The following is a 25,452-nucleotide window of genomic DNA, read 5'->3' as shown; positions in this document are numbered from 1 at the left end:
GGCTGTCACCCCTGCTCCTACTGCTTGGCCTGGTACGCCTGCTTGTCGACGAGCTTGCCGTCCTTGAAGCAGAACCGGAAAACGCTGTCGCTGCCCAGGTCGGAATCGTCGTCCGCCAGAAAGACCACACAGGCCGCGCCCTGCGGACGCGGCGGCCCCTTCCGGTCGAGCCCCTCGGTCAGGATGCTGTCCCCGCTGGGCAGCTGCGAACGTACCGCTTCCTCCGAGTCGCCCACGTGGACGGCGTCGTACTCGTCCTTGCCGAGCATCGCATCGCCCACCGACCCCACCAGCAGCGCCACCGCGGCCCCGATCACGATCAGCAGCACCACCACGGCCGCGACCGCGATCCCGCAGCCCAGCGTCACGCCACCGGCCCGGCCGCTCCCGCTCAGCAGCTTCCGGTCGACCGCGTCCCAGTCCACCGGCCCGGCGCTGCCGCTGCGTTTCCTGGCCTGGATCTGCTGTCCGAAGTCGTCGGCGACCCCGGCCTCCTCGGCCCCCGCCTCCTCGGCCCCGGCCGGCTCCGTCCCGTACGGAAGCACTCCGGCCACCCGGAACCCGCCGCCCTCCACGGCCCCCGCGTAGACCATGCCGCCGACCAGCCGGGCCCGTTCGCGCAGCCCGGTCAGCCCCTGGCCGCCGGACACCACCTCGCCGGCGCCCGGTCCGGCCGCCGGACCGTTGGCGATCTCCACCACCAGGGAGTCGTCCTCGTACCGCAGTTCCACCATGATGGGCGCGCCCGGCGCGTGCTTGTAGGCGTTGGTCAGCGCCTCCTGCGCGATCCGGTACGCCGCGTGGTCGCACGCCGCGACCAGCGGCCTGGGCTGCCCCGCGGTGGTGAGCCGTACGTCCGTCCCCGCGCTCCGCGCCGACTCCACGATCCCGGCGATGCCCGCCACCCCGCGCGCGGCCGGCTGCGCCTCTTCGACCGGCAGCGGCGCCTCCACCCCGTCCCGCAGGATGCCGACGACCTCGCGCAGCTCGTGCATGGCCGCGACCGAGGCCTGGCGCAGCACGCCCACCGCCTCGCGCTGCCGGTCGGTCAGGACCGGATCGACCTCCAGCGCACCGGTGTGCACCGAGATCAGCGCGAGCTGGTGGCCGAGGCTGTCGTGCATGTCCTGGGCGATGCGCTGGCGTTCGCGCAGCCGGGCCTGCCCCGCGACCATCGCCCGCTCCCGCAGCAGCTGGGCGTTGCGCTCCTGGAGGGCGCGCAGCAGCGTATGGCGCTGGGACCAGTAGCGGCTGGCCAGACCGGGCATGACCACCGTGGCCAGGAACATCAGCGCGCTGAAGACGACGATCAGCACCGCGCGGCCCTGCGGCAACTCCTTGACCACGCTGAGGCCGATGGCCAGGGCGAAGGCCGCGGTGAAGGCACCGAGCGCCCGTCCGACGCCGACGATGCGCCGTCCCGCCGACCAGCCCAGGGGGATCGCCACGAGGAAGGCCCCGGGCAGGTAGACGCCCACCGCCGAGCCCGCCACCAGCGTGAACACCGGCAGCCGCCGCCGCAGCAGGGTCAGCACCACCACGACCACGGAACTGGCGAGCATCCGCGCCCCGGAGCCCTTGTCGAGATCCTCGACCCCCAGCCCGAGCAGCACCAGCACCCCGGCCAGCGCCAGATCCCCCGCCAGCATCCGCCGGGTCCAGGGCTCGGGCCCCTTCACCCAGTCCCGTCCCGCACGCACCCTCGCCGTCACATCCACCCGCCCGACCCTAGACACCGCGCCACCACCGGGCTGCCCTCTTTCGTCGCGCCCCCGGCAACGAAAGTCTCCCGGGGGGTCCGAAGCCGGGGCCGGGCGCGGTCCGAAGCCGGGGCCGGGGCCGGGCGCACTCCAGCGCCGGAGCCGGAGCCGGGGCCGGGGCCTTCCATGCCGCCGAGGGTGAGGCCTCCGGCTTCTCCGCTACAGGCGGTCTGCCTCCAAAGGGGAGCACCCCCCTACATCTTTCGAGGCAGCACCGCCGCCGTCGGGCCGCTCCGCCTTGTGAGCCTCGTCTCTCCTACCTAAGGTCCTGCCATGACCAAAGGGAATGGATCACGCGGGGAAACCGGCGGAAAAGAAGATCGGCGGGTGGAAGAGGCGTGCAGCTGCCCGAACTGAGCGCCGAGATCCGCATACCCCTCCGTGTCCTCCAGCTTTACGTACGCATGGGACTGCTCCCCGCTCTTCCCGCGTACGACGAGTCCCATGTCCGCAGAGCCGTATTGGTCAGAACCCTGCTGGACGTCGGCGGCCTTTCGTATTCCTCCGCCCGCCGCGTCGTGCGGAGGATGGACATGTCACCGCCGCCGATCGGTGAACTGTGCGGCACCATCCAGTACGCCCTGTCCTCGCCCGGCTCAGAGGCACAGGACCAGAATTGGGAACGGGCCCGGGAGCGGGTTCAGGCACTGGCCCTGGCACGGAACTGGCGGGTGAGTCCGGAGAATCCGGCATGGCACACCTTGACGCAGACGCTCGTCGCGGTGGAGTGGCTCGGGCAGGGCGACCTGCTGCGCCTCCTGGACACTTATGCGGACGCCTTGGAACCGGTTGTGGCCGCCGAGGTGCGCCTCCTGCACGAACAGCCCGACCCGGAGAGTGCGGCCGCGCACATGGTGACGGGAACCGTCCTCGGGGACGTCGCATTCTCCGCACTACGCCGCCTTATCCACGAGCACGCTTCCTCCCAAGAACGATCCGAATGTCCGTAACAGTAGTGACCGTCCAGTAAGTACCTTAAGGTTGACGCCCCTTCGGTTGACGTGCATCCTGTTTGGTGATCACTGGAGCCCACTCCTTCCGAACAGATGGACCGTAAGGGGATAGGCGACTTCGGGCTACAGCAAGGGCGGGGGATCTTGCGGTACAACCCAGACGTATACGGGATCGATAAAACAAACAACAGAAGAGAAGAGGAGGGATTAGCAAAGAAATTCAAGAACCAGCAGCCGGAACTTCTCGAAGAATATCGAAACACCCTGGTCGAGCATCACAATCCATTAGGCTCGAACCCGGAGGCGTGGGCCACCTGCAGAGAACAGGCCCAATACATTCTCGCCGAATGTCTCCGCGCGCTGGAAGGCGAAGCCGAGGAACCCCTCGACACCCATCTCATCGCCAAGACGCGACGGCTCAGCGGCGCCCGCATCTCGCAGGGAATCGCACCCATCCATTCGGTGCGCGCCGGGGCCCTGCTCTTCCAGGTCGCCACGAGCCACCTCATCCGGATCGCTTCGGGCCAGCCCGAAGACCAGCGCTGCCTGATGAAGATCCTGCCCGTGCTGCAGTCATCGATCACCCAGCGACTGGAAGCCGGCTCCACCGGGCACGACCTCTTCCTGCTCGACGTCGTACGCGATGCCACCCGGCACGGCCGCGACGGCATGGCCCGCGAGATCCACGACCGCATCGGCAGCTCCGCCAGCCTCGCCCTGCGCCAGCTGGAGCTCTACGAGCTCACCCGGCAGCACTCGGGAACGGACACGAGGCTCAAGGCCGTGAAGCAGGCCATCCTGGAGACGCTGTACACCACGCGGGACATCGTGACGGACCTGCGGACCCGGGCGGAAGCCACCCAGTCCCTCTACGTCTCGCTCTCCGCCTTCGTCAACGCCATGGCCATGGAAGACCTGCAGGTCGACATCAACGTGACCGATCCGGGGGACCTCCTGCCGGACGAACTCACCGAAGACCTCTACCTGATGCTGCGCGAATGCCTGCGCAACGCCTTCACCCACTCCCGTTCCTCGCGGATCGACATGGAGGTCCGCGTCGAGGCGGGCCGGGTCGACGCATCGGTGCGGGACGACGGCAAGGGCTTCGACCCACACGCCCACCGACGGGGAAACGGACTGTCCTCCCTGACCGAGCGCACCAAACTGCTGGGCGGCCGGCTCACCATCGACAGCTCTCCGAGGCAGGGAACGGCGATCACGCTGTCCATCCCCTTCGACACGGAGAACCATGCACACGCCACCTGAGCCGCGCCAGGCCGCCGAACCCCTCCGCATCATCGCCGTCGACGATCACTCACTGCTCCGCCGGGCCCTGTGCGAGCTGATCGAATCGGAGGACGACCTCACCGTCGTCGCCGATACGGACACCTCCGAAGGACTGGCCGACCTCGTGGAACGCACCAGACCCCACGTGGTCCTCCTCGACGTGGAAATGCCGGGTCACCACGCGCCCACCGTCGTGCGCGCCCTGACCACCCGCTTCCCCCAACTGCACGTACTGATCCTGACCATGCACGGCGACGCGCAGCTGGTACAGGAACTGCTCGCCCACGGAGCCCGCGGCTACCTGCACAAGAGCGTCCCGCACGAATCACTGCTCGCGGCGTTGCGGAACACCGCCGCCCGCGATCCGCACGTCACGATCGCCCTGCCGAGCAGCGGCGTTCCCACCGTCGGATTCAGCACCTCGCACCAAACCCTCTCACCGCGGGAGCGGGAGGTCCTCACGTTCGTCGCCGCCGCCCTGAGCAACCGGCAGATCGCCGTCCGGCTGCGCATCACCGAGGGCACCGTGAAGCGGCACCTGCGCAACGTATTCGAGAAACTCGGCGCGATATCACGTATCGACGCGGCGAACAAGGCAATAGATGCGCGGCTCATCAGGAGACCGGGACCGGAAGACCGGCCCGGAACCGGAAGGGGATAGCACCAAAAACTGCACAACTGGCCCACCCTCATACCTCTTTGAGAGTATCGGGCTTACTCCCAGCGGGTCTGCCCCGCATTGGGGCGCTCGAATATATTCGAGCCATGTCGACAAAGACGCCCATAATTTCCGACGGAATTGAGCGTTCCACAAGACCGATATCATCTTCGTTCGCGCCCACGAAATGGGTCCGGGTCCTGGTCCTCTGCTTCCAGGAATCCCGGGCAGCGGTGCAGGTAATTTTCCTGATGCGCTTCCTGCTGGCCGCCACGGCCGGCGCCACGTCGTATCTGGCGCTTCCCCCGGCCCTGTTCGGCGGAGCCGCCGTCTGGCTGCTGGCCGCGACGTCCGTCTACCTCTTCAACGGGGTGACGGACGTCGACGAGGACCGGGCCAACGGCTCCACCCGGCCCATCGGACGCGGCGCCCTGTCGCCCGCCGATGCCCGCCGCACCGCCCAGGTGATGGCCGCGCTGGCGCTGACCGGCGGCGCGTGGATCGGCCCGGCGATGCTCACGGCCACCGGGTGCATGCTCCTCCTCGGCTTCGTCTACTCCGCTCCCGGCATCGCCCTCAAGACCAGCACCCCCGGCACCATGGCCACCGTGATCGGAAGCGGCGCCCTCACCTACACCGCCGGGGTGGTGTGCTCCGGGAGCCCGGTCTCACCGTCGCTGATCGCGTTCTGCACCGCGATGTGCCTGTGGATGGGGCTGGTCGGGGCCGTCGCGAAGGACTTCTCCGACGCCGCCGGCGACGCCCGGCACGGCCGCCGCAACTGGACGGTCCTGTGGGGGTACGCGAGGACGGCCGCCGTCGTCTCGCTGAGCGCCGTGACGGTGGGGACGGGGCTGCTGGTCTCCGCCCTCGTCCTGCGCTCGCCCCAGCTGCTGGTGCCCGCCTGCGTCCTGCTGGGCGGGGCACTGGCGCTGGCGGCCGCGGCGCTCACGGGGCGGTCGGACGACTCGCGGTCCCGGCGCAGGCTGCCCTACCGGACCTTCATGGTCACGCAGTACGCGGCGCATCTCGCCGCATTCGCCCAGCCCATCGGCTGAACCGACGACGGGGGATTCACAGTGAGGCACAGTCAGTTCCATCCCGGGGCATCCGGCCGCCCGGACCCGCGACCCGGCGTCGCGGTCGACACCGACTCCGACACCGACTCCGACACCGATGCCGCGATGCGCCACGACGGGTTCGGCATCCGCATCCTCGGTCCGCTGGAGGCGGTCAACGGCGCCTCGGCACACCGCCCGCGCGGCCCCAAGGTACGCAAGCTGCTCGCCCTGCTGGCCGTCCGCGCGGGGGACATCGTCGAGGTGGACACGCTCGTGGAGGAGCTGTGGGACGGATCGCCCCCGCCCACCGCGGTCAGCACGGTCCGTACGCACGTCTACCACCTGCGCCAGGAACTGGGGCGGGAGTTGGGCGACGCCGACGTCCGCCGCGTCATCGCCACCGAGGGCACGGGGTACGCGCTGTGCCTGGCCCCCGGCCGGCTGGACCTGGAGCAGTTCACCCAGCTGTACGGACAGGCCCGTACCGACCTGCGCGCCGGCAACGCCGAAGCCGCCCTGGAGCGCCTGGACACCGCGCTCGGGCTGTGGCGGGGCCGTGCGCTGGCCGATGTGACCCGGGGCCGCGTCTTGACGGGCCACGGCGCCCGCATCGAGGAACTGCGCTCACGCGCCCAGCAGTTGTGGATCGAAGTGATCATGATCCTGGGGCGGCACGGCGAGGTCGTACCGGAGCTGCTCCGGCTGGTCACGGTGGATCCGCTGAACGAATGGCTGCACGCACGCCTCATCGACGCGCTGTACCGGAGCGGGCGGCGGGGCGACGCCCTGCGCGCCTTCCACCACGTACGGAACGTGCTGGCCGAGGAACTGGGCCTGGAGCCCTCCGACGACCTGCGCCGGCTCCAGCACCACATCCTGGCGGGAGGATCGGCCGCGTGAGCATCCGGATCTGGACCGTCCCGACCGCGGACGCCGCGGCCTGCGTGCCGTACGAGGAGGCGTACGCGGTGATGGACTCCCGGGAGCGGCACCGGCTGGCCCGCTTCCGCCGCGCGACCGACCGGCTGCGCTACCTGGCCATCCACCACGTCTACCGCACCCTGCTCGGACAGGAACTCGGCATCCACCCGGCCGAAGTGGACTTCCGCCGGACCTGCGCCCGCTGCCAGAGCCAGGAGCACGGCCGGCCGGTGCCCCACGGACCGGACGGGACCACCCTGTCGGTGAGCCTGTCCCATTCGGCGGCGTACGCGGTCGTCGCGATCGGCGACGACCCGGACGTCCCGGTCGGAGTGGACATCGAGCGGGTACGGCCGCACATGGACTGGAGCCGCATCCCGTGCGTCCAGGGCGTGCGGACGACCCACGGATTCGAGCAGTGGACCCGGGCCGAGGCGCTCGTGAAGGCCGCGGGCACCGGCCTGGAGGCCGACCCGCCCCGCTACACCGGCCACGCCTTCGGGCCCTGGCGCGCCGCGCTCGTCCCCGGCTCGGCCCGGGACTGGTACGTGCGCAGCATCCGCTCCCCCGAGGGGTACGCCGCTTCGGTCGCGTCCGGGAACGCGGACGCGCGGGTCACCGTCACGCAGTGGCGGCCCTGACGGCCCGCGGCCGGAAGCGCGGCAGGCAGAAGGAGGGCGGCCCCCGGGAAGTTCCGGGGGCCGCCCTCCTGTCGTCCGTCCGTCCGCCGTCCGGCTACCGCAGCAGGACGCAGCTGGGGCTGGGTACGGGGAGCGGGGGCGCGGCCGGGGTGAGCCGGCCGGTGGCCGGGTCCAGGCGGAACGCGCTGACCGACTGACCGGCCTGGTTGGCCGTGTAGACGTAGCGGTCGGAGGCGTCGAGGGCCACGTCCCGCGGCCAGCGGCTGCCCGGCGCCTTGGCGGTGACGGGCTGGGACTCGACGAGCGCGAGGGTCCGGCCCGCGTTGCCCACCCGGAACGACTCGACGGTGTCGAGGCCCCGGTCGGCCGTGATCAACAGCCCGCCGTCACGCGTGAGGTGCACGGCGGACGGAGCGTTGCGGGGGTCGATGCCGGGCGGTGCGACGGACGCGTGGGAGACCGGGCGGAGCTCGCCGGTGCCGGCGTCGTAGGTCAGCACGGTGACGGTGTGCCCGAGTTCGTTGGTGACGTAGGCGAGGTCTCCCCGCGGGTGGAAGACCAGGTGCCGCGGGCCGATGCCGCTGCCGAGCCGGACCTTGCCGGCCGGGCGCAGGGCGCCGGTGGCGGAGTCGAAGTCGTAGACGTGGATGTGGTCGTCGCCCTTGTCGGGCACCAGGACCCGGCGGCCCGCCGGATCGAAGGCGATCATGTGCGGATGCGGGCCGCGCTGCTCGTCGGGGTGCGGGCCGCGGCCGTCGTGGCGTACGACGGTCACGGCCTCGCCCAGCGATCCGTCGGCCGCCACGGGCAGGACGGCGAGGTGCCCCGAGTCGTAGTTGGCCGTGAGGAGGAAGCGGCCTTCGGGATGGACGGCGAGGTGTACCGGCGCCGCCCCCGCACTGGAGCGCGGGCTCCCGAGGGGGTGCAGCCGGTCGCCGTCGATGCGGTAGGCGTGGACGGCTCCGGTGGCTCCGTCCGGGAGCTGGCTGACGGCGTAGAGGCGGGCCCGGTCGGGAGAGAGCGTGAGGAACGAGGGGTTCACGATGCCCCGCTGCCAGTTCCTGACGTCGAGGCCGCCGTCGGTACCGACGGCGGCGATCCCGATGCCGGGAAGGCCCGGCAGCCCGTACTCGCCGATCGTGAAGCCGCCGATGTAGGCGCGGCGGGCATCCGGACGGGGCGCTTCGCCCGCGGCGGTGGACATGCCGGTCCAGCCGATCCCCGCGAGGGCACCCGCCCCGGCGAGCGCGAGGAATCCGCGGCGGTCGTAGGAGGAGGAAGAGCGAGGGGAAGAGGGAGAGGGAGAGGGAGAGGGAGGAGAAGCGGAAGCGGCGCGGTTCACAGGTCGGCTCCGAAGATCAGCCCGGGTGCGAGGAGGACGGCGAGCCCTCCGCCGGCCAGCGCCAGCAGGACCTGCCACCCGGTGCGCAGGTCCCTGATCCGGGCACGGCGGCGGGCCAGGGCGAGCACCGCGACCGACGCCGCCCAGGCGGGAAGCGCGATGCGCAGGCTGACTTCGCCGGTGAACAGGAGTCCGGCGCGGGCCGTGATGCACTCGGCCGCCGAGCACCCGGCGGGCAGGACGGACGAGGACCACGGGACCCCGAGCCCCAGGAAGAGCAGCGGGGCCCCCGCGACGAGGCCGGTGGTCCACACGTAGGGCGACAGTCCGGTGCTCCGGCGGGCTCGCCGCCGGGTGATGGCGAAGGCGGCCAGGGCGGGTACCCACCCCGTCAGCACGCCGAAGAGCCCCGCGTGCGCGGCCTCCGCGAGCGCGGCCCAGCCCGCGTCCACCCCCCAGCCGCCCCGGAGCAGTGCCAGGAGGCCGGTGGCGGCGGCGAGTCCCGCCGCGGTGTGTGCCCAGGTCCGTGCGAAGGAGGGGGCGCCGGCCCAGCCGACGAAGACGCCCGCCAGCGAGACCAGGAGCACGGGCGGCCCCGCGGTCACCCCCCAGGGCAGCGGGAACCCGGGCAGGCCGTCGCCCAGGGGCGCTGACCAGCCCCCCCAGTCGCCGAACAGGGCCGCCAGGACGGCGGTGACGCAGGCGGCGACGGCGCCGGCGTGCTGCATCCGGTCGGTCTCGACCCGGGCACGCTCCACCCGGCCGGCCTCCGCCCGGGCACGCTCCACCCGGGCCGCCTCCCCTCCGGCCTCCGCGGCCTCCACGGCCACCCCGGGCTCCCCGCCCCCGGTCAGGACGAGCGCCACGCCCCGGGCCCGGAACGGGGGAGGTCCGGAGACGGGGCGCGGCGCCGCCTGCGGGATCGCCGGGCCGGTGGAAGCCGGCCCGGTCGCGGCCCCGTGGGCAGCCTCGGAGGGAAGTCGGGGGACCGTCCCCTCCGAGGCGGTTCGTGGCGTCGGGCCGAGGGGGCCGGCGGGTATGTCCGCCTCCGGCTCCTCGGAACCCTTCGCAGTCGCCGGGCGCCCGGATGCGGACGCTCCGGCGGGCCGGGCCGTGGTCATCGCCCGGCCTCGGCGGCGTGGGCGGTGCCGGCCGTGTCGGTGCTGTCGGCGCTGTCGGCGGCGCGGGCACCGGCCTCCGGCGCGGGGACCCTACGCTCCTCGGCCGCGGACTCCCGGAAGCCGTAGCGGGACCACCAGCGGGCCAGCGGCGCCGGCGCCCACCACGCCCACTTGCCCATCAGGGCCATGGTGGCGGGCACGAGCAGGCCCCGGACGACCGTGGCATCGATGATCACCGCGATCACCAGGCCGACCCCGATCATCTTCATGAACAGGATGGACGAGGTCGTGAACCCGCCCACCACGACGACGAGCAGCAGCGCGGCACTGGTGATGATCTTCGCGGTGCGCTGGAGCCCGATGGCCATCGACTCGACCGGGTCGCCGCTGACCTCCCACTCCTCGCGCACCCGGGAGAGCAGGAAGACCTCGTAGTCCATGGCCAGACCGAAGGCGATCGCCACGATGAGCACGGGGAAGTTGGCGTCCACGGCACCGATGGGTTCGAAGCCGAGCAGCCCGGAGAGGTGCCCGTCCTGGAAGATCCACTTGATGGCGCCGAAGGTGGCCAGGAGCGACAGCAGGTTCAGGATCACGGATTTCAGCGGGAGCAACAGCGAGCCGAAGGCCAGGAAGAGCACCAGGAAGGACACGACCGCCACGAACAGGGCCATCCACGGAAGACGTCCGCCGATCATGTCGACGATGTCCACGCGGGAGGCCGGCATTCCGGTCACCAGCGTCTTCGCGCCCTCCGGGGCGGCGGTGTCCCGGACCCCGTGCACCAGGTCCACGGCCGGGCGGGACATCGGGTCGGGCGCGTACCGCACCGTCACCCGCGCGTCGTTGCCCGCGAAGGCCGTGGGCGTCGCGGACGTCACGCCCGCGACCCCCTCCAGCCGGTCCGCGTACGCCTCTACGGCGCTGCGGTCGGCCGGGCCGTCGAAGCGGACGACCGAGGTCATGATCCGGCCGGGGTTGGTGTCGAAGTCGGCGGCCAGGGTCTTGCTGACGACCTTCGCGTCCCCGCTCGACGGCAGTACCCACTCGCCCGGCCGGGCCCAGTTGACGCCGAGCAGCGGCGCACCGAGGCCGACCAGGACGGCGACGATCGCCAGCGAGGACAGCAGGGGCCTCCGCATGACCGCGTGCGCGGTGCGGTACCAGCGCCCCTGCGTCAGCGGCTTCGCCGCGCCGCCCCGGCCGCCGGGCAGCGGGATCCGCCACTTGTCGATGCGGTGTCCCGTGTAGCGGAGCAGGGCCGGGAGCAGCGTCAGCGAGCCGACGACCGCGAAGGAGACCACGGCGACGGCCGCGTAGCCCATGGAGGAGAGGAACCGCGACGGGAAGAGGGCCAGGCCCGCGAAGGAGATCGCCACGGCGAGCCCGGAGAAGGCGACCGTGCGCCCGGCCGTGGCCGTCGCGCGCCGGACCGCGGTGTCCACGTCCGCGCCGGCGTGCAGTTCCTCGCGGAAGCGGTTGACCAGGAAGAGGGCGTAGTCGATGGCCAGGCCGAGGCCCAGGATCGTGATGACGTTGATGACGGTGCTGGAGATCTCGGTGAACATCGTCAGCACGCGCAGCACCACGAAGGAGCCGAGTGCCACGAAGGTGCCGACGGCCAGGGGCAGCAGCGCGGCGACCGCGCTGCGGAAGATCAGCACCAGCAGGACGAGCAGGACCGGGATCGAGAGCATCTCGGCCCGGGCGATGTCCGAGCCGGTCAGGGCGTTGACCTGCTCCGTCATCGCGGCCACGCCGCCGAAGCGGGCGGTGACCCCCTCGGCCTCGAACTCTTCCTTGATCTTCGTCAGCGCCTCGACCTGGTGCTGGTCGTTCTCGTCGGCGAACTGCACGGTCGCGTACATGAGGGTGCGGTCCCGCGACACGTAGGCGTCCGCGCCCTGGGCGCCGGGTTCCCAGTAGGAGCTCAGGCGTGCGATGCCCTCGCGCGGGACGCCGTCGAGCGCCGATCGGACGGCGCCGCCGAACTCCTCGGCGGTCCGGCCGGCGACCTTCGACTCGTAGAGGACGATCACGTCGTTGGACTCGCGCCCCAGCGGGCCTTCGAGAACCTTGTCGGCCTCGACCGACTCACTGGCCGGATCGTCGAATCCGGCACCGCCGGTGAACGAGCCGAAGACGCCGGTCCCCCACACGCCTGCGAACAGCGTGAAGGCGACCGCCGCGATCACGACCCATTTGCGACGCCGCGCGGTGAATGCTCCGATGGCGGCAAACAATTTTCTCTCCCTGGCTGGTATCGCTTTTGCTCAGGCTTGCTGAATTGTTTCGACCCCGCGCAGGTTCGGTTCACGACTCTTTCAGAGCCGGGAATTACGCGGAATGCACATTCGGATTGTTCGCTATACCTCTTTCGACACATTCCCGGCCGTGCTCGGCACGGGGACCGCGAGCCGGCCGGTGCGCCGCTGCGCGAGCGAGGCGACCACTCCCACCAGCAGCGACAGTCCGAGACCGATCGCGACCGAGTGGACCGGGTCGTCGCTGATCGCGCCGCCGAAATAGCCCACCCCCACGGAGTACGCGGTCCATATCAGCTCCGCGATCGCGGCCCCGGAGGCGAACCTGCCGAGGGGGTACCCGGCGGCGCCCGCCGCCAGCCCGCCCAGCAGCCGCCCGCTCGGCAGGAAGCGCACGCCGACGACGAACGGAATGCCGCGCCGGCGCACCTGCCCGGACATCCACTCGAAGAGTTCGCCGCGCCGCCCGCGCGCCACGGCGCCCAGGCGCGCCCGGTCCCCGAGGAACCGGCCGCAGCGGTGTATCAGCAGGTCGCCGAGGAGCGCGCTGCCGGCCACGGACAGCACGACCAGGGCGATCGACATCTCCCCGCGCGCCGCGAGCACACCGCTGGTGACCAGCAGGACGTTGTTCGGCAGCAGTGGCGGCAGGGTCGTGAGCGCCAGGATCGCGTACGCCCAGCAGGCCGCGCCCGACAGGTTCCCCGCCAGGCCGGAGGTGACGTCGACCCAGGTCACGAGCGAGTTGATGTCCACGGTCTTCCCTCCATCCCTTCGACCCCGGCCACGAAGGGTCCGGGGCGGCCGGCACTACCTCTTTCGAGGCATGTGCCGGGTCATTGGTGAGTGATGACCCCAGGTCGGCGGGTCACTAGCGTCGGTTCGGCAGCGGACGAACGCGCCTCCACATGAACTGTAACCTAAGGTATCGATAGATTCACTATCACCTATCACCAGCCTAGGCGGGCGCACATGACCGACGTGATGCTGTTCCTCAAGGAGTTCGCCCGGACCCGTCGGGACACGGGAGCCATCGCTCCCAGCAGTCCCTTACTGGCCCGGGCCCTCACCCGCTACGTGATCCCCAGTCCGGGCAGGCCGCGCGCCGTGCTCGAAGTCGGCCCCGGCACGGGCGCCGTGACCAGGTACATCCAGCCGGCGCTGGGCCCCCTCGACACCCTCGAACTGATCGAGCCCAACCCGCGGTTCGCCGACCTGCTGCGGCACACCTACCGGGACGACTCGCGCATAGGCCTGCTGCCGGGCCTGGTCCAGGACCACGAACTCGGCTCGTACGACACGATCGTGTGCGGCCTGCCCTTCGCGAACTTCGAGGCCCCGGTCGTGGCGGACATCCTCGGGCAGCTGCTGGGCTCGCTGAACCCGGGCGGCACGCTGTCCTTCTTCGCGTACGCCGGAATCCCGCCCCTGCGCCGGGCCCTCACCTCGGGCGAGACGCGCGAGCGCACGCTGGGAACCCAGGCGGTACTGGAGCGGGCACTGCGGCGCCACCGGTTCCGCACCGAGACCGTGCTGTGGAACGTGCCGCCCGCCCACGTGCACCACCTGGCCCTGGTGGCACCCGCGCTCGCCTACAGCGCCTGATCCTCCACCCGGGCGGACACGCGTCCGGACGCGTCCTCCTGAGCGATGCGGCGCAGGGCCGACATGGCCGCGTCGCCGAGGAGGGTGCCGAGGACGACGCCCTCCACCTTGCCGTCCGCACTGGGCACCCGGGCAAGGGCGGCCAGCTCGGCGCCGGCCAGGCGTCCGGCCACGGCCGCGTACTCGTCGAGCAGGGACAGCAGGTCGCCCCGGCCCAGGTCGCGGTAGGTCACGACGATCTGGACCAGCGCCTTCCAGCCGGGGTTCTCGGGCTTGACCGCCCAGCCCTGGCGCCGCACCAGCTCCTCGACGGTGCGCTCGGCACCCGCCCAGTCGCCCTCCGGATTCGGGTCGGCCACGGCGCGGGTGACCGCGGACTGGGCGACGCCGAGCATGCCGTGGACCGTGCGGCGGGGCGAGTCGACCTCGGCGAGCACCTCGCGGACGGCGGCGATCGACAGGCCGCCGACCTCCAGCATCGCCCGGATCAGCCTGAGCCGGTGCGCGTGCGCCTCGGAGTAGCTCACCTGGTTGGGGCTCGTCCGCTCGCCGGACGGCAACAGCCCTTCACGGGCGTAGTACTTGACCGTCGCTACCGAAACTCCGGTACTCCGCGCCAGCTCTCCGATACGCATTCCACCAGGATACTGCGTTTCCCCTCCGCGTTTACCCCCCGGCCACAACAACCCGCCCGGAGTCCGCCGCGTCCGCGAATTGCCCAGCTTTTATCGGTCTTGAATTTGCGCACGATCACGCTTCCATGCCGGACTGCGAGGCTCAATCCGTACCCAAACTCCCCCTCTTGGAAGCCAAAGAACCGAGCCGAAGGAATCAGGTATGACCACAGAAGTGGTTCCGGAGCTTCCCTCGGAGCCCGGCGATCTCGCCTACGGGCGCACCGTGGACCGCTCCCTGGTCCACCGGGCCGCCGTCTCCGAGGTCTTCGTGACCGACATCAGGCCCCTGACCCCCATGCGCATACGCACCGCGGTCCAACTGCCCCTGACCCACGGCTACTACAGCGACCACGTGCAGGAGCCGGCCGTCTACGACGCCCTGCTGCTCCTGGAGTCGGGCCGGCAGGCCGCGATCGCCGGATCGCACGCCCACATGGGCCTGTCCCAGGGCACCACGATGATCGTCGACAGCTTCCGCATGGACCTGCACGGCCTCGCGGCGCTGAAGATCGGCTCGAAGCCGGGACGGCTGCACATCGACACCGAGTACTCCGGCAAGGCGAACCGGCGCGGCCGGGTCCGCAAGGGCACGGTCGCCCAGCGGTACTTCATGGACGGTGTCGAGGTCGGCGACCACGAGATGGACGTGCTCTTCCTCAACCCGCACGAGAACGAGGTGCTGCGGCACGCCCAGCGCGGCACCCCGGCGCCCCTGACCTCGGACTACGGCCGCCACGGCCCGGGCGACGACGGCAGCGGACAGCAGCAGCCCGGACAGGTCGGCCGGGGCAACCCCCTCAACGTCGTGCTGTCCGGCGCCGACCACGCGCCGGAGGCGGTCACGGCCCGGGTGACACCCCGCTTCGACAACCGCGCGCTCTTCGACCACGTCTACGACCACCTCCCGGCCATGACCCTCGTCGAGGCCGCCCGCCAGCTCGCCCTGCTCGCCACCGGCGAACCCCTGGCCACGTACGCCGTCGGCTTCGAGGCCCGGTTCGACCGGTTCGCCGAACTGGACGACACCGTCCTGGCCGAAGCGGACCGCCCCGGCCCGGGTGCGCCCGGCACGGTTCCGGTGCGCTTCGTCCAGGCCGGCGAGCAGATCGCCCACGTCACCGTCACCACCGCATCCGGGAGCCACCTGTGAGTACGCGGCGCCTTGCCGTCTGGACCGACTTCGGCGGTGTCCTGACACCTCCGATCTCCCACACGATGGCCGCCTTCTGCGGGGCCCAGAACCTCGACCAGCAGGCGCTCGGGCAGGCCCTCGGAAAGGTCACCGCCCGCTACGGCACGGCCGACCCGATGGAGCCCATCGACACCCCCCTCGTCACCGAGGAGGAGTGGCTCGACGAGATCTCCGCCGTGCTGGCGGCCGATCACGGGATCACCGGACGCAAGCTGACGACCCTGGCCGACACCTGGTTCGACGGCCGCGAGACCAACCACGCGTGGGTGGCCGAGCTGCGGAAGGCGCGCGAGGCCGGCGCCTTCGTCGGAATGATCTCGAACATGGTCCCGACCTGGGACGCCCACTGGCGCCGCATGGTCGACGTGGACGAGCTCTTCGAGGACGTCCTCCTCTCCTTCGAGGTCGGCCACCGCAAGCCCTCGCCCGCCATGTTCGCGCTCGCCGCGGAGCGAGCCGGGGTCCCCGCCGCCGACTGCGTCCTGATCGACGATCTCGGGCACAACGTCGCGGGAGCCGAGGCTGCCGGCTGGACGGCGATCCACTTCACCGACACGAGCACGGCCGCGGAGCGGCTGAGCGCCCTGCTGGCGTCCGCGCAGTCGCCCTCGCAGTCGTCCGCGCAGTCGTCCGCGTAATCGCCCGCGCAGTCCTCCGACCTTCGACAAGGAGCCATACCGTGAGCCGTTCCGTGCTCGTCACCGGCGGGAACAGAGGCATCGGCCTCGCCACCGCACGCGCCTTCGCCGAACAGGGCGACAAGGTCACCGTCACCTACCGCACCGGCGAGCCGCCCGAAGGGTTCTTCGGTGTGCGCTGCGACGTGACGGACCCCGAGTCCGTGCGCCGCGCCGTGGACGAGGCCCGCATCCAGCACGGGCCGATCCAGGTGCTGGTCTCCAACGCCGGCATCACCCGCGACGAGCTGTTCATCGGCATGGCGGCCGAGGACTTCCGCGCCGTCATCGAGACGAACCTGCTCGCGGCGGTGGCCGTCACCAAGGAGGTCCTGCCGGACATGCTCAAGGCCCGCTGGGGCCGGATCGTCCTCGTCGCCTCGGTGAGCGCCCTGTCCGGCGCCCCGGGCCAGACCAACTACGCCGCCTCCAAGGCCGGCCTGATCGGCTTCGGCCGCTCCCTCTCGCGGGAGGTCGGGCGCCGCAAGGTCACCGTCAACGTGGTGACCCCCGGCCTGATCGAGACCGACATGGTCAAGGACGTCACCGGCCCGCGCCGCGAGCACCTGCTCAGCCAGACCTCCCTGTTCCGCGCGGGAGAGCCCGAGGAGGTGGCCGGCGTCGTGAAGTTCCTGGCGAGCGACGACGCCTCGTACGTCACCTCGGCGGTCGTCCCCGTCACCGGCGGCCTCGGCGTCGGCCACTGACCCTCCACACCCGCCACTCCCCCCACGCGGCGCCCCCCACGCGCCATCTCCACCCGTCACATCCATCCGCAGGAAAGGAAACCCATGGCGAACGACAAGGTCCTCGAGATCGCCCACCAGATGGGCCGGATCTTCAACGATCTGGACGCGGAGGCCGCCCACACGCTGGTCGCCCCCGACTTCGTCGACTACGAGGCCCCGCCCGGCACCCCCGGTGGCCCCGACGGCTACCTCGGCACCGCCCGCTGGATGAACTCCGTGTTCTCCGAGGCCGGCTGGGACCACCTCGACTCCTTCGCCGACGGCGACAAGGCCGTGATCCGGGTGCGGTTCACCGGAATCCACACCGGCAACTTCCTCGGCTTCGAGGGCACCGGCAACAAGGTCGACGTCGAGCACATCCACATCTACCGCGTCGGTGACGACGGCCTCGTCCACGAGCACTGGGCCTGCCGCCAGGACCTGTTCCTGCTGGCCCAGATCGGCGCGGTCGAACTGAAGCTGCCGCCCACGGGCACGCAGGCGTAACCCCTTCCCCGCCCCACCACTCAGGTCGCCGAACACCCCACGGGTTCGGCGGCCTGCGTGCATTTCCAGCGACAGCGCGCGACAGACACGACAGACACGACAGAGAGGAACGAAGCCGTGATGAGAGCCGACCGGCCGGCGTGGGCCCTGGTGGCGACCTCGCTGCCCATGTTCATGGTCGCCGTGGACAACCTGGTGGTCACCAACGCCCTCGCCGTGATCGCGGAGGACCTGAACACCAGCCAGACCGGCCTGCAGTGGGTGGTCAACGGCTACATCCTGCCCTTCGCCGGACTCCTGCTCGCCGGCGCCGCACTGGGCGACCGGATCGGCCGGCGGCGCGTCTTCGTCTGGGGCATCGGCGTGTTCACCGCGGCCTCGGCCGCGTGCGCCCTCGCCACCTCGGTGGGCGCCCTGATGGCCGCCCGCGTCCTGCAGGGCGCCGGAGCCGCCGCGATCCTGCCGGTCTCCCTGACCCTCGCGGTCGCCGCGGTCGGCCCGGCCAAGCGCGCCCTGGCGGTCGGCGTGTGGGGCGGGGTCAACGGCATGGGCATCGCCATCGGCCCGATGGCGGGCGGAATGGTGACCCAGGGCCTGGACTGGCACTGGATCTTCTGGCTCAACGTGCCGGTGGGCCTGCTGGCCCTGCCGCTCGCCCTGTGGGCCGTACGCGAGTCGACCGGTGCGGCCCGCCCCCTCGACGTGTGGGGGACCCTGCTCTCGTGCGGCACCGTCGTGGCCGCCGTCTGGTCCATCATCCAGTCCGCCGGAGAGGACGTGTCACCGCTCCGCACGCTCCTCGGCGTCGCGCTGACGGCCGTGCTCGCCGCCGCGTTCGCCTACCGCCAGCGCACCGCCGCGCATCCGCTGATCCCGCTCCACCTCTACCGGGTGCGGCCGTTCATGCTGAGCAACATGCTGGCGATGGCCATGTACTTCGGCGTGTTCGGATCCATCTTCTTCCTCGCCCAGTTCCTCCAGGGTCCGATGGGCTACTCCCCGATCGAAGCGGGGCTGCGCACCCTGCCCTGGACCGTGGCCCCGATGGTGGCCGTACCCGTGGCCAGCGCCCTGCTCGACCGGGTGGGCGGCTGGCGGCTCCAGGCGGCCGGCTGTCTGGCCCAGGCCCTCGCGCTGGCCTGGCTCGGGCTGATCGCCCGGCCCGGGGTGTCCTACGGGGCGATGGTCGGGGCCATGGCGCTCGCCGGCGTGGGCATGGGCCTGGTCTTCGCGGCCAACCCCGCGACGGTGATCGGCTCAGTGGAGGAGCACGAGCACAACCTGGTCTCCGGGGTGAACAACACCATCCGCGAGTTCGGCGGCGCCCTCGGCATCGCCGTGCTCACCCTCGTATACGTACAAGGCGGCCTCCGCAGCGCTGTGCTGACGGGGGCCGCCGTGGTGTTCGCGGGCGCCTTCGCGGGACTGGCTATCGGGCGTACGAAAGCACGGCCCGGGTCCGCGCCAGCACTTTCAGCGCCCCCGAGCACACGGTCAGATCGACCCGAACCGAGCCGTCTTCCCTGACCTCCGCCACCACGCCGCCGACGGTGATCTCCACACCGTCGGCGGTGTCGGGGACCACGACGGGCCGGGTGAACCGGGTGCCGTACTCCTCGAAGACGGCACCCTCGCCCACCCACCCGCGCAGGGCCGTGGCGGCCAGGCCCATGCTGAGCATCCCGTGGGCGATGACCCCCGGCAGCCCCACCAGGGCGGCCCTGGAGTCGGACCAGTGGATGGGATTGTGGTCACCGGAAGCCGCCGCGTACCGGACGAGATCGGCCCGGGTCACGCGGAAGGCACGGGTGGGGAAGACGTCTCCTACGGCGGTCACCGGCCGTCCTCCCCGTGCGCCGGAACGAGGCCCGCGGCGTGCTCTGCGGCGTGCCCCGCGGCGTGCCGGGAAACGAGCGTGGACGTCGTCGTGCACACCAGCGCGTCGCCGTCCGCCTCGCGGACCCGTCCGCGCAGGGTGAGCACGTCGTTGCCGTCGACGGTGGCGGCCGCGAGGACCTCGATCTCGACGACGAGGCGGTCACCCGACCGGATCGGCCGCACCGCCTCGAACCGCTGGTCGCGGTGGAGGACCCGGGAGAAGTCGAAGCCGAGCCCGGGATCGTCGATCACCTGCCGCTCGGCGTGCATGGACAGCACGATGGGGAACGTGGGCGGCGCGTTCCGGCCGTCCCCGGCCTCGGCGCCCACCGCGCGCGAGAACGCGCGGATGATCTCGCGGCCGACCTCGTAGGGCTCGCTCGGCGGGTACGTACGCCCCGCGAAGGACGTGTCGAAGGCAGATGGCATGGGGCCTCTCCTCGGGAAGTGCGGACAGAACCGCGTCCGCGGCGGAACCGCGGACGCCACGACGGCCGGACAGCACAGCGGCGCCCGCGCGAGGGATCGCGGACGCCGCTGTGAGCCGGCCGGACATCAGCGGGGTGAACGCACCACCAGCGCGGCGGCGTTGCCGTCCCACCCCACGGAGGTGACGAGCGCGGTCACCCGCGTGACGGGCGGCCGCGCCCGCCACAGCGCGAGGAGACCGGCGAGCTGCATCGCTCCGCTCGCGCTGTAGGTCTCACCGAGCACGTCGGCGATCCGCACGGTCGCCGCCGGCTCACCGCCCAGCGCGGTCCGCACGCCGCGCCGTTCGACCGCTTCCAGACCGCGCTGGTGCACGGCCCCGAGGGAGACGACGTCGATCTCACCGGGTTCGACCCCGCTGCGCTCCAGCGCGCGCGAGACGGCGTCGGCCAGCCCGTCGGCGTAGGCGCGCGGATCGGGGGTGAACCGCGACTCGCACGCCAGCAGCTCGGCCAGCTCGCCACCGGCCGGCCGGTCGGGCTGGACGGTGAACACCGCCGCGCCCTCCCCGAGCGCGGCGCCCTCCCGCAGCACCCCGGTACGGTGCCAGCCCCAGGCGGCCGGAGCGCTCAGCTCCTCCGCACCGCCGACCAGCAGCCGGTCCGCACGCCCGAGGGTCAGCGCCAGCCGGGCGTGCCGGAAGGCGAGCAGGGAGGCCGTCTGGCCGCCCGCCACCGTGGCGTTGAGGCCGCGCAGTCCGTTGCGGATGGCGATCTGGCCGGTGGTGCTGTTCATCACGGTGTTCGGGAACCGGCCCGGATTGACCAGGTACGGCTTCTCCAGCGTCAGCGTGTCGTAGAGCAGCGTGCTGTGCGTGGACACCGACCCGGTGTTCGTGGCGAGCACCACGCCCGTGCGCGCCCCGTCGACCTCGATCCCCTGGAGCACCTCCTGGCAGGAGACCAGCCCGAACGAGGTCAGGCGGTCCAGGTACTTCGTGCCCTTGCGTCCGAGCTGCTCCTTGACGTCCAGGCCCCGTACCGCGCGGACCGGACGCGGCGGGTACGCCGCCGCGTCCTCGCCGACCGGCTCGTCACGGGACTCGTCGGGGGCCCCGCCGCCGAGCAGCCGCTCGGCCAGCGCGTCCAGCCCCAGACCGGCCGCGGAGACGACGCCCGCCGAAGCCACGTAGAGCGGTTCGACGACGGTCGCCTTCCGCTCCGCGGCAGTGCCGGAAGTCTCGGTCGTGGCGGTCACGAAACCCTCCCCAGGATGGTGATGACGTTGTTCCCGCCGAAGGCGAAGCCGTGGTTCTGCACGATGTTCAGGCGGGCCTCGCGGCCGGTGCCCGGTACGCAGTCGACGCCTTCGCCGAGCTCGGGGTCCGGGTCGGTGACGTGCGCCGTGGGCGGCAGGAAGTCCTGCTCCAGCGCCTTGCAGCAGGCGATCGCGCCGAAGCCGGACGCCGCGCCCATGGTGTGGCCGAGCATCGACTTGATCGAGCTGATCGGCGGGATGCGGTCGCCGAACACCTCGCGCGCCGCCGCCACTTCGGTGGCGTCGTTGGTGGGGGTGCCCGTTCCGTGCGCGCAGATGTAGTCGATCTGCTCCGGTTCCACCCCCGCCGCCTCGTGCGCGGCCCGGATGCCGGACGCGATGCTGGCCGCGTCGGGGTGCACCATGTGGGAGGCGTCGCAGTTCGCCGCGTACCCGAGGACCTCGGCGTACATGCGGGCCCCGCGCCGCCGGGCGTGCTCGTACGTCTCCAGCACCAGCACGGCCCCGCCCTCGCCGGTGACGATGCCGGTGCGGTCCGCGGCGAAGGGCCGCGGAACGTCCTCGGCCATGGCTCCGAGGGCGTAGAACCCGGCGTGCGTCAGCCGGTTGACGGCATCGGCGCCGCCCGCCAGCATCACGTCGGCCTCACCGCTGCGGACCAGGTCGAAGGCGTACCCGAGCGCGTAGTTGGAGGCGGAGCAGGCCGTCGGGATCGTCTGCGTGTCGCCGCTCAACAGCAGCTCGGAGCTGACCGCGTTGGCGATGCGCGAGGCCGGGGTCTGACCGGCCAGCCCGCCGTCGATCGACTCCAGTCCGCCCTGGATCCACTGTTCGGCCAGCACCTGGACGACCGCGGACTCCCCGCTGGTCGTCCCCATGATCGCGCCGGCTCCGGCGGCTTCCAGCTGGCCCTCGTCGATCCCGGCGTCGGCGATGGCCAGCCGGGCGGCCGCGGCGGCCAGCAGGCCGCTGCGGCCCCAGCGCGTCGGGTCGAGCCGCTTGAGGTGGTCGGCGGGCTCGAAATCGAGGACCTCTCCGGCATTGCGGCGCGGGAAGGCACTCGCGTCGAAACTCTCGATCGGCCCGATACCGTTCTCGCCCGCACGGATGGCGGCGGCGAATACATCGGCACCGATACCGACCGGAGACACCGCGCCGAGCCCGGTGATGACGACCCGGCGGTACGTTCCCGCCGCCTTGCCGGCAGTACCCGCGGGTCCTGTCTCAGCCATTCGGGTTCTCCTTGGCGTACCGCTCGACACCGTCGACCAGGAGACGCAGGTTCACGAGTTCACCGAGGTCGGTCTTCGGAATGACCACACCCAATTCCTTCTCGATCCTGGAAACGACGGTGATGAGGGAGAGCGAGTCGCTGTCGTAGTCGTCGATGAAGTGGCCACCATCGGTGAGCTCGCCCTCTTCGAGCTCGAGCTCTTCGTTCACGATCGCGCTGACAGCCGCGTAGTAGTCACTCACGGATGCCACGGTCTGCTGAGTCATGCGCTTGCCTCTCGTCGCCTTCGAACCGTTCGAACAGGACCGTATGCGGGTAGGAATTGACCGAGCAAGCCCCCCACAACCAAAGAGGCAGTACATTCCCCTAAAGTGACAACGGCGGCGCTCCATTCACTTTGTCCGGCATTTGCCCGGGGTTTCATCAAGCGTTTATCGAGATTCCAAACCCCCCTGCCAGAATCACCGGGACGGTGATATCGGGACGGCGGAAGAGGTCGAGATGAGCGGACTGCGCGGTCCACGTTTGGCTTTGATATTTCCAGGCCAGGATGCGTGGCATCCCGGAATGGGGCGGCTCTGGGCCGACTCCCCGAGCTGGTTCCTGGCCGAGCGTGCGAGCGAGGTGTCCGGGTACGACGTGGCCGGGCTGCTGCTGGACCCCGTCGGCGGCGCGGACCGCCCGCCGCGGACGGACGCCGCCCAGATCGCCACGTTCGTACTGGAGATGGTGATCCTCGCCGACCTGCGGCGGGCCCTGCCGGCAGCCGCCCGGCCCCTCGTGTGCGCCGGCCACGGCCTGGGCGAGTACTCCGCGCTCGTGGCCGCCGGCATCATCGGCTTCGACGAGGGCGTACGCCTGGTCGCCGCCCGCGGCAGGGCGATGCACGAGACGGCCGCCGCGGTCCCCGGCACCATGACGGCCGTGCACGGGCTCTCCCCCGAAGCCGTCGAGCGCGTCGCGGAGTCGGTGCGCGAGGCCGGCGGCCGGGTCTGGGCCGCGCACCTCGACTCGGTCCAGCGGACCGTCCTGTCGGGCGACCCGGCCTCCACGGCCCGCTGCCGCACCCTGGCGCGGGACCTGGGCGCCGCCGGGATCGTGCCGGTGCCGCTGGGCGGCGCCTTCCACACCCCGCTGATGGCCGGAGCGGCGGCGGCCCTCACCACCGCCCTCGCCGCCACGGAGTTCCACCGCGGATCCGCGCCCGTCGTGGCCAACGCCGACGCGCGGCCGCACCACGGCCCGGACGGCTGGCCGGGCCTCCTGGAACGCCAGCTGACCGGCCCGGTGCGCTGGGCGGAGTCGGTGCGCACGATGGCCGACGGCCTGTACTGCGACATGTTCGTGGAGATCGGCCCCGGCCGCACGCTCACCGCCCTGGCCCGCCAGACCGCGCCCCGGGTGTCCCGCCTGACCATCTCGGAGCCCGGCCAACTGCCCGCCGTCCCGAGGACCCTCGTACGGAGCGCCGCATGAACCCGACCACGCACCCGACGGCTTCCCCCGACTGGGACGCGATCGTCATCGGCTCGGGCATCGGCGGCCTGGTGTGCGCCGCCTACCTCGCCGTCGGCGGGAAGCGGGTCCTGGTCGCCGAGCAGGGAGCGGTCGCGGGGGGCAACAGCCACGTGTTCCGCAGACGCCGCGCATACGAGTTCGACGTCGGCGTCCACTACCTCGGCGACTGCGGCCCCGACGGCATCCTGCCGGCCATCCTGGACGGTCTCGGGCTGCGCGGCAGGGTCCCGTACGAGGAGATGGACCCCGACGGCTTCGACCGCATCGTGGTCGGGGGGACCACCCTCGACATGCCGGCCGACTGGAAGCGGTACCGCGAGCGGCTCCAGGAGGCCTGCCCCGCGGACGCCGCCGGCATCGACACCTTCCTGGACGTCGTGGCGGGGCTCGGCGCCGAGCGCCGCGACGCGATCGTCTCCGCCGCGGACCTGCCCATGGCGGAGCTGCAACGGCTGGCCCCGCACTCGGTGGCCTGGGGCCGGCGGACACTGGCCGAGCTCTTCGACCACTGCGCCCTGTCCACCCGCGCCCGCACCCTGCTCGCCGCCCAGTCGCCCAATTACGGGATGTCACCGGACGAGGCGACCGTCGCCACGCACGCCACCCTCATCGACCACTACGTCCGCGGCGCCTACTACCCGCAAGGGGGCGGGCAGATGCTCGCCTCGGGGCTGCTCGAAGTGATCCGCGCGCACGGCGGAGCGCTGCGCACCCGCGCCCGGGTCACCCGGATCGCGATCGAGGACGGCCGGACCCGGGGCGTGGAGTTCGCGGACGGGAGCGGCGCCACGGCTCCGGTGGTCGTGTCGAACGCCGACTACCGCCGCACCATGCTCGACCTGGTGGGCGAGGACCGGCTGCCCCGGCGCCTGGCCGCCAAGACCAGGGACGCCCGGATGGCACTGCCCTGGGCCACCGTCTACGTGGCCCTGAACAAGGACGTCGAGCGCCACGCCAACGTGTGGTGGTACCGCGGCGAGGACATCGCCCGCTTCTACGAAGACCTCCGCTCCGGCGCCGCGAACACCACCACCGACTTCCTCTTCATGTCCTTCGCCTCCGGCAAGGACCACGTCGGCCGCCGCATCTGCCCGCCCGGCCACTCCAACTTCCAGCTGATGACCCTCTGCCCGCCCGGCCTCGGCCCGTGGGGCGTCGCCGAAGGCCCGGCCGACGGCGGGAGGTACCGCGAGAACCCGGCGTACCGCAAGGAGAAGGCCCGGCTGACCGAATCCGTCCTGGACGCCGCGGAGGAGGTCCTCGGCCCGTTCCGCGGCCACATCACCCACCTGGAGACGGCGACCCCGCTCACCCAGGAGCGGTACACCCTCTCCACCGGCGGCACCCCCTTCGGCATGGCCCAGTGGGGCGCCACCGGAGCCCGCCCCGACACGGCCACCCTCATCGAGGGCCTGCACATCGCCGGGGCCAACACCCGCTACGGGAACGGCATCACGGGCTCCGCCGTCAGCGGCATCGCCTGCGCCGGCCAGATCCTGGGCCGCCGCCTCATGCACGAGGTGCACGCGGGCACGGTGCTCGGAGATCCCGCACTGCTCCCGGACCGCGGCCCGCACTGGGACCCCCTCTCGGTGTCCCGGGGGGTGCCGTTCCGCTAAATCGTCCCTTTCGGATCCTGCCGGACGACGCGGGTCGGGCAAGATCCGGAAGGGACGGCCCGGGCGCCCTCCCCCGGGCCGGCGCGAGGCCGCGCGCGGACG

The 25,452-nt window shown here is 71.8% G+C and carries 25 protein-coding genes; 14 read left to right on the top strand and 11 right to left on the bottom strand.

Going from position 1 to position 25,452, the window contains the following annotated elements:
- Window positions 1–17: 17 nt before the first annotated feature.
- Window positions 18–1,718: a sensor histidine kinase gene (locus AC6CKD_RS20095; protein WP_498328806.1), complete on the bottom strand. Its 1,701-nt coding sequence runs from the start codon at window positions 1,716–1,718 to the stop codon at window positions 18–20.
- 380 nt (window positions 1,719–2,098) lie between these two features.
- On the opposite strand from AC6CKD_RS20095, the gene AC6CKD_RS20090 reads away from it, so the two are divergent.
- The 6 genes from AC6CKD_RS20090 (at window position 2,099) to AC6CKD_RS20065 (ending at window position 7,281) form a co-directional block, all read left to right on the top strand.
- Window positions 2,099–2,710 (top strand): MerR family transcriptional regulator, encoded by a 612-nt coding sequence (locus AC6CKD_RS20090; protein ID WP_498328805.1) that lies wholly within the window; start codon window positions 2,099–2,101, stop codon window positions 2,708–2,710.
- Window positions 2,711–2,857: 147 nt separating this feature from the next.
- Window positions 2,858–3,979, top strand: a complete 1,122-nt coding sequence (locus AC6CKD_RS20085; protein ID WP_498328804.1) for a sensor histidine kinase — start codon at window positions 2,858–2,860, stop codon at window positions 3,977–3,979.
- Window positions 3,963–4,661 (top strand): response regulator, encoded by a 699-nt coding sequence (locus AC6CKD_RS20080; protein ID WP_498328803.1) that lies wholly within the window; start codon window positions 3,963–3,965, stop codon window positions 4,659–4,661. Before AC6CKD_RS20085 ends, AC6CKD_RS20080 begins: the two co-directional genes overlap by 17 nt.
- A 230-nt stretch (window positions 4,662–4,891) precedes the next feature.
- Complete coding sequence (locus AC6CKD_RS20075; protein ID WP_498328802.1) at window positions 4,892–5,716, top strand: UbiA family prenyltransferase; 825 nt, start codon at window positions 4,892–4,894, stop codon at window positions 5,714–5,716.
- A 21-nt stretch (window positions 5,717–5,737) separates the two neighbouring features.
- Window positions 5,738–6,619, top strand: coding sequence for an AfsR/SARP family transcriptional regulator (locus AC6CKD_RS20070; RefSeq protein WP_498328801.1), 882 nt, complete (start codon window positions 5,738–5,740; stop codon window positions 6,617–6,619).
- A complete protein-coding gene (locus tag AC6CKD_RS20065) occupies window positions 6,616–7,281 on the top strand; it encodes a 4'-phosphopantetheinyl transferase family protein (protein WP_498328800.1) in 666 nt (221 codons plus the stop codon). Before AC6CKD_RS20070 ends, AC6CKD_RS20065 begins: the two co-directional genes overlap by 4 nt.
- Window positions 7,282–7,375: 94 nt before the next feature.
- Here AC6CKD_RS20065 and AC6CKD_RS20060 read toward each other — a convergent pair whose 3' ends face one another.
- The 4 genes from AC6CKD_RS20060 to AC6CKD_RS20045 all read right to left on the bottom strand — a co-directional run bounded on the left by AC6CKD_RS20060 (window position 7,376) and on the right by AC6CKD_RS20045 (window position 12,764).
- A complete protein-coding gene (locus AC6CKD_RS20060; RefSeq protein WP_498328799.1) occupies window positions 7,376–8,485 on the bottom strand; it encodes a lactonase family protein in 1,110 nt (369 codons plus the stop codon).
- Between the two features lie 134 nt (window positions 8,486–8,619).
- Window positions 8,620–9,489, bottom strand: a complete 870-nt coding sequence (locus tag AC6CKD_RS20055; RefSeq protein ID WP_498328798.1) for a hypothetical protein — start codon at window positions 9,487–9,489, stop codon at window positions 8,620–8,622.
- Between the two features lie 251 nt (window positions 9,490–9,740).
- Complete coding sequence (locus tag AC6CKD_RS20050) at window positions 9,741–11,987, bottom strand: MMPL family transporter (protein WP_498328797.1); 2,247 nt, start codon at window positions 11,985–11,987, stop codon at window positions 9,741–9,743.
- Window positions 11,988–12,110: 123 nt separating this feature from the next.
- Window positions 12,111–12,764 carry a DedA family protein gene (locus tag AC6CKD_RS20045; RefSeq protein ID WP_498328796.1) on the bottom strand — a complete coding sequence of 218 codons (654 nt, stop codon included), beginning with the start codon at window positions 12,762–12,764 and terminating at the stop codon, window positions 12,111–12,113.
- 216 nt (window positions 12,765–12,980) lie between these two features.
- Between AC6CKD_RS20045 and AC6CKD_RS20040 the strand changes: the two genes are divergently transcribed.
- Window positions 12,981–13,613: a class I SAM-dependent methyltransferase gene (locus AC6CKD_RS20040; protein WP_498328795.1), complete on the top strand. Its 633-nt coding sequence runs from the start codon at window positions 12,981–12,983 to the stop codon at window positions 13,611–13,613.
- Here the strand turns inward: AC6CKD_RS20040 and AC6CKD_RS20035 are convergent.
- A complete protein-coding gene (locus tag AC6CKD_RS20035; RefSeq protein ID WP_498328794.1) occupies window positions 13,601–14,248 on the bottom strand; it encodes a MerR family transcriptional regulator in 648 nt (215 codons plus the stop codon). The two genes, AC6CKD_RS20040 and AC6CKD_RS20035, sit on opposite strands and share 13 nt — an antisense overlap.
- Window positions 14,249–14,450: 202 nt before the next feature.
- On the opposite strand from AC6CKD_RS20035, the gene AC6CKD_RS20030 reads away from it, so the two are divergent.
- From AC6CKD_RS20030 to AC6CKD_RS20010, 5 genes are all read left to right on the top strand, one after another.
- Window positions 14,451–15,440: an AfsA-related hotdog domain-containing protein gene (locus AC6CKD_RS20030; RefSeq protein ID WP_498328793.1), complete on the top strand. Its 990-nt coding sequence runs from the start codon at window positions 14,451–14,453 to the stop codon at window positions 15,438–15,440.
- Window positions 15,437–16,120 carry an HAD family hydrolase gene (locus tag AC6CKD_RS20025; RefSeq protein WP_498328792.1) on the top strand — a complete coding sequence of 228 codons (684 nt, stop codon included), beginning with the start codon at window positions 15,437–15,439 and terminating at the stop codon, window positions 16,118–16,120. Before AC6CKD_RS20030 ends, AC6CKD_RS20025 begins: the two co-directional genes overlap by 4 nt.
- Window positions 16,121–16,161: 41 nt before the next feature.
- Window positions 16,162–16,866, top strand: a complete 705-nt coding sequence (gene fabG / locus AC6CKD_RS20020) for a 3-oxoacyl-ACP reductase FabG (protein ID WP_498328791.1) — start codon at window positions 16,162–16,164, stop codon at window positions 16,864–16,866.
- A gap of 84 nt (window positions 16,867–16,950) precedes the next feature.
- On the top strand, window positions 16,951–17,394 hold the full coding sequence (locus AC6CKD_RS20015) for an ester cyclase (RefSeq protein ID WP_478685229.1): 444 nt from the start codon (window positions 16,951–16,953) through the stop codon (window positions 17,392–17,394).
- A 120-nt stretch (window positions 17,395–17,514) separates the two neighbouring features.
- On the top strand, window positions 17,515–18,921 hold the full coding sequence (locus AC6CKD_RS20010) for an MFS transporter (RefSeq protein WP_498328944.1): 1,407 nt from the start codon (window positions 17,515–17,517) through the stop codon (window positions 18,919–18,921).
- On the opposite strand, the gene AC6CKD_RS20005 is transcribed toward AC6CKD_RS20010, so the two are convergent.
- From AC6CKD_RS20005 to AC6CKD_RS19985, 5 genes are all read right to left on the bottom strand, one after another.
- Window positions 18,824–19,231, bottom strand: a complete 408-nt coding sequence (locus AC6CKD_RS20005) for a MaoC/PaaZ C-terminal domain-containing protein (RefSeq protein WP_498328790.1) — start codon at window positions 19,229–19,231, stop codon at window positions 18,824–18,826. The two genes, AC6CKD_RS20010 and AC6CKD_RS20005, sit on opposite strands and share 98 nt — an antisense overlap.
- Window positions 19,228–19,701: an FAS1-like dehydratase domain-containing protein gene (locus AC6CKD_RS20000; protein WP_498328789.1), complete on the bottom strand. Its 474-nt coding sequence runs from the start codon at window positions 19,699–19,701 to the stop codon at window positions 19,228–19,230. Before AC6CKD_RS20000 ends, AC6CKD_RS20005 begins: the two co-directional genes overlap by 4 nt.
- A 126-nt stretch (window positions 19,702–19,827) precedes the next feature.
- Window positions 19,828–20,958 (bottom strand): beta-ketoacyl synthase N-terminal-like domain-containing protein, encoded by a 1,131-nt coding sequence (locus AC6CKD_RS19995; protein WP_498328788.1) that lies wholly within the window; start codon window positions 20,956–20,958, stop codon window positions 19,828–19,830.
- Window positions 20,955–22,211 (bottom strand): beta-ketoacyl-[acyl-carrier-protein] synthase family protein, encoded by a 1,257-nt coding sequence (locus AC6CKD_RS19990; RefSeq protein ID WP_498328787.1) that lies wholly within the window; start codon window positions 22,209–22,211, stop codon window positions 20,955–20,957. The genes AC6CKD_RS19995 and AC6CKD_RS19990 overlap by 4 nt, the downstream gene beginning before the upstream one ends.
- Window positions 22,204–22,455, bottom strand: coding sequence for an acyl carrier protein (locus AC6CKD_RS19985; RefSeq protein WP_498328786.1), 252 nt, complete (start codon window positions 22,453–22,455; stop codon window positions 22,204–22,206). The genes AC6CKD_RS19990 and AC6CKD_RS19985 overlap by 8 nt, the downstream gene beginning before the upstream one ends.
- Window positions 22,456–22,714: 259 nt before the next feature.
- On the opposite strand from AC6CKD_RS19985, the gene AC6CKD_RS19980 reads away from it, so the two are divergent.
- Window positions 22,715–23,689 carry an ACP S-malonyltransferase gene (locus AC6CKD_RS19980; RefSeq protein WP_498328785.1) on the top strand — a complete coding sequence of 325 codons (975 nt, stop codon included), beginning with the start codon at window positions 22,715–22,717 and terminating at the stop codon, window positions 23,687–23,689.
- Complete coding sequence (locus AC6CKD_RS19975; protein WP_498328784.1) at window positions 23,686–25,350, top strand: phytoene desaturase family protein; 1,665 nt, start codon at window positions 23,686–23,688, stop codon at window positions 25,348–25,350. Before AC6CKD_RS19980 ends, AC6CKD_RS19975 begins: the two co-directional genes overlap by 4 nt.
- Window positions 25,351–25,452: the final 102 nt, after the last annotated feature.

Source organism: Streptomyces sp. GQ60, assembly GCF_059758875.1.
This window is presented reverse-complemented; position numbering and strand designations above follow the sequence as displayed.

Coding starts and splice junctions, on each gene's coding strand:
- AC6CKD_RS20060 (WP_498328799.1), bottom strand. CDS start 8,485: ATGTCCACCGCCGCGGGCGAAGCGCCCCGTCCGGATGCCCGCCGCGCC.
- AC6CKD_RS19990 (WP_498328787.1), bottom strand. CDS start 22,211: ATGGCTGAGACAGGACCCGCGGGTACTGCCGGCAAGGCGGCGGGAACG.
- AC6CKD_RS20040 (WP_498328795.1), top strand. CDS start 12,981: ATGACCGACGTGATGCTGTTCCTCAAGGAGTTCGCCCGGACCCGTCGG.
- AC6CKD_RS19975 (WP_498328784.1), top strand. CDS start 23,686: ATGAACCCGACCACGCACCCGACGGCTTCCCCCGACTGGGACGCGATC.
- AC6CKD_RS20010 (WP_498328944.1), top strand. CDS start 17,515: ATGAGAGCCGACCGGCCGGCGTGGGCCCTGGTGGCGACCTCGCTGCCC.
- AC6CKD_RS19980 (WP_498328785.1), top strand. CDS start 22,715: ATGAGCGGACTGCGCGGTCCACGTTTGGCTTTGATATTTCCAGGCCAG.
- AC6CKD_RS20015 (WP_478685229.1), top strand. CDS start 16,951: ATGGCGAACGACAAGGTCCTCGAGATCGCCCACCAGATGGGCCGGATC.
- AC6CKD_RS20000 (WP_498328789.1), bottom strand. CDS start 19,701: ATGCCATCTGCCTTCGACACGTCCTTCGCGGGGCGTACGTACCCGCCG.
- AC6CKD_RS20030 (WP_498328793.1), top strand. CDS start 14,451: ATGACCACAGAAGTGGTTCCGGAGCTTCCCTCGGAGCCCGGCGATCTC.
- AC6CKD_RS20035 (WP_498328794.1), bottom strand. CDS start 14,248: ATGCGTATCGGAGAGCTGGCGCGGAGTACCGGAGTTTCGGTAGCGACG.
- AC6CKD_RS20080 (WP_498328803.1), top strand. CDS start 3,963: ATGCACACGCCACCTGAGCCGCGCCAGGCCGCCGAACCCCTCCGCATC.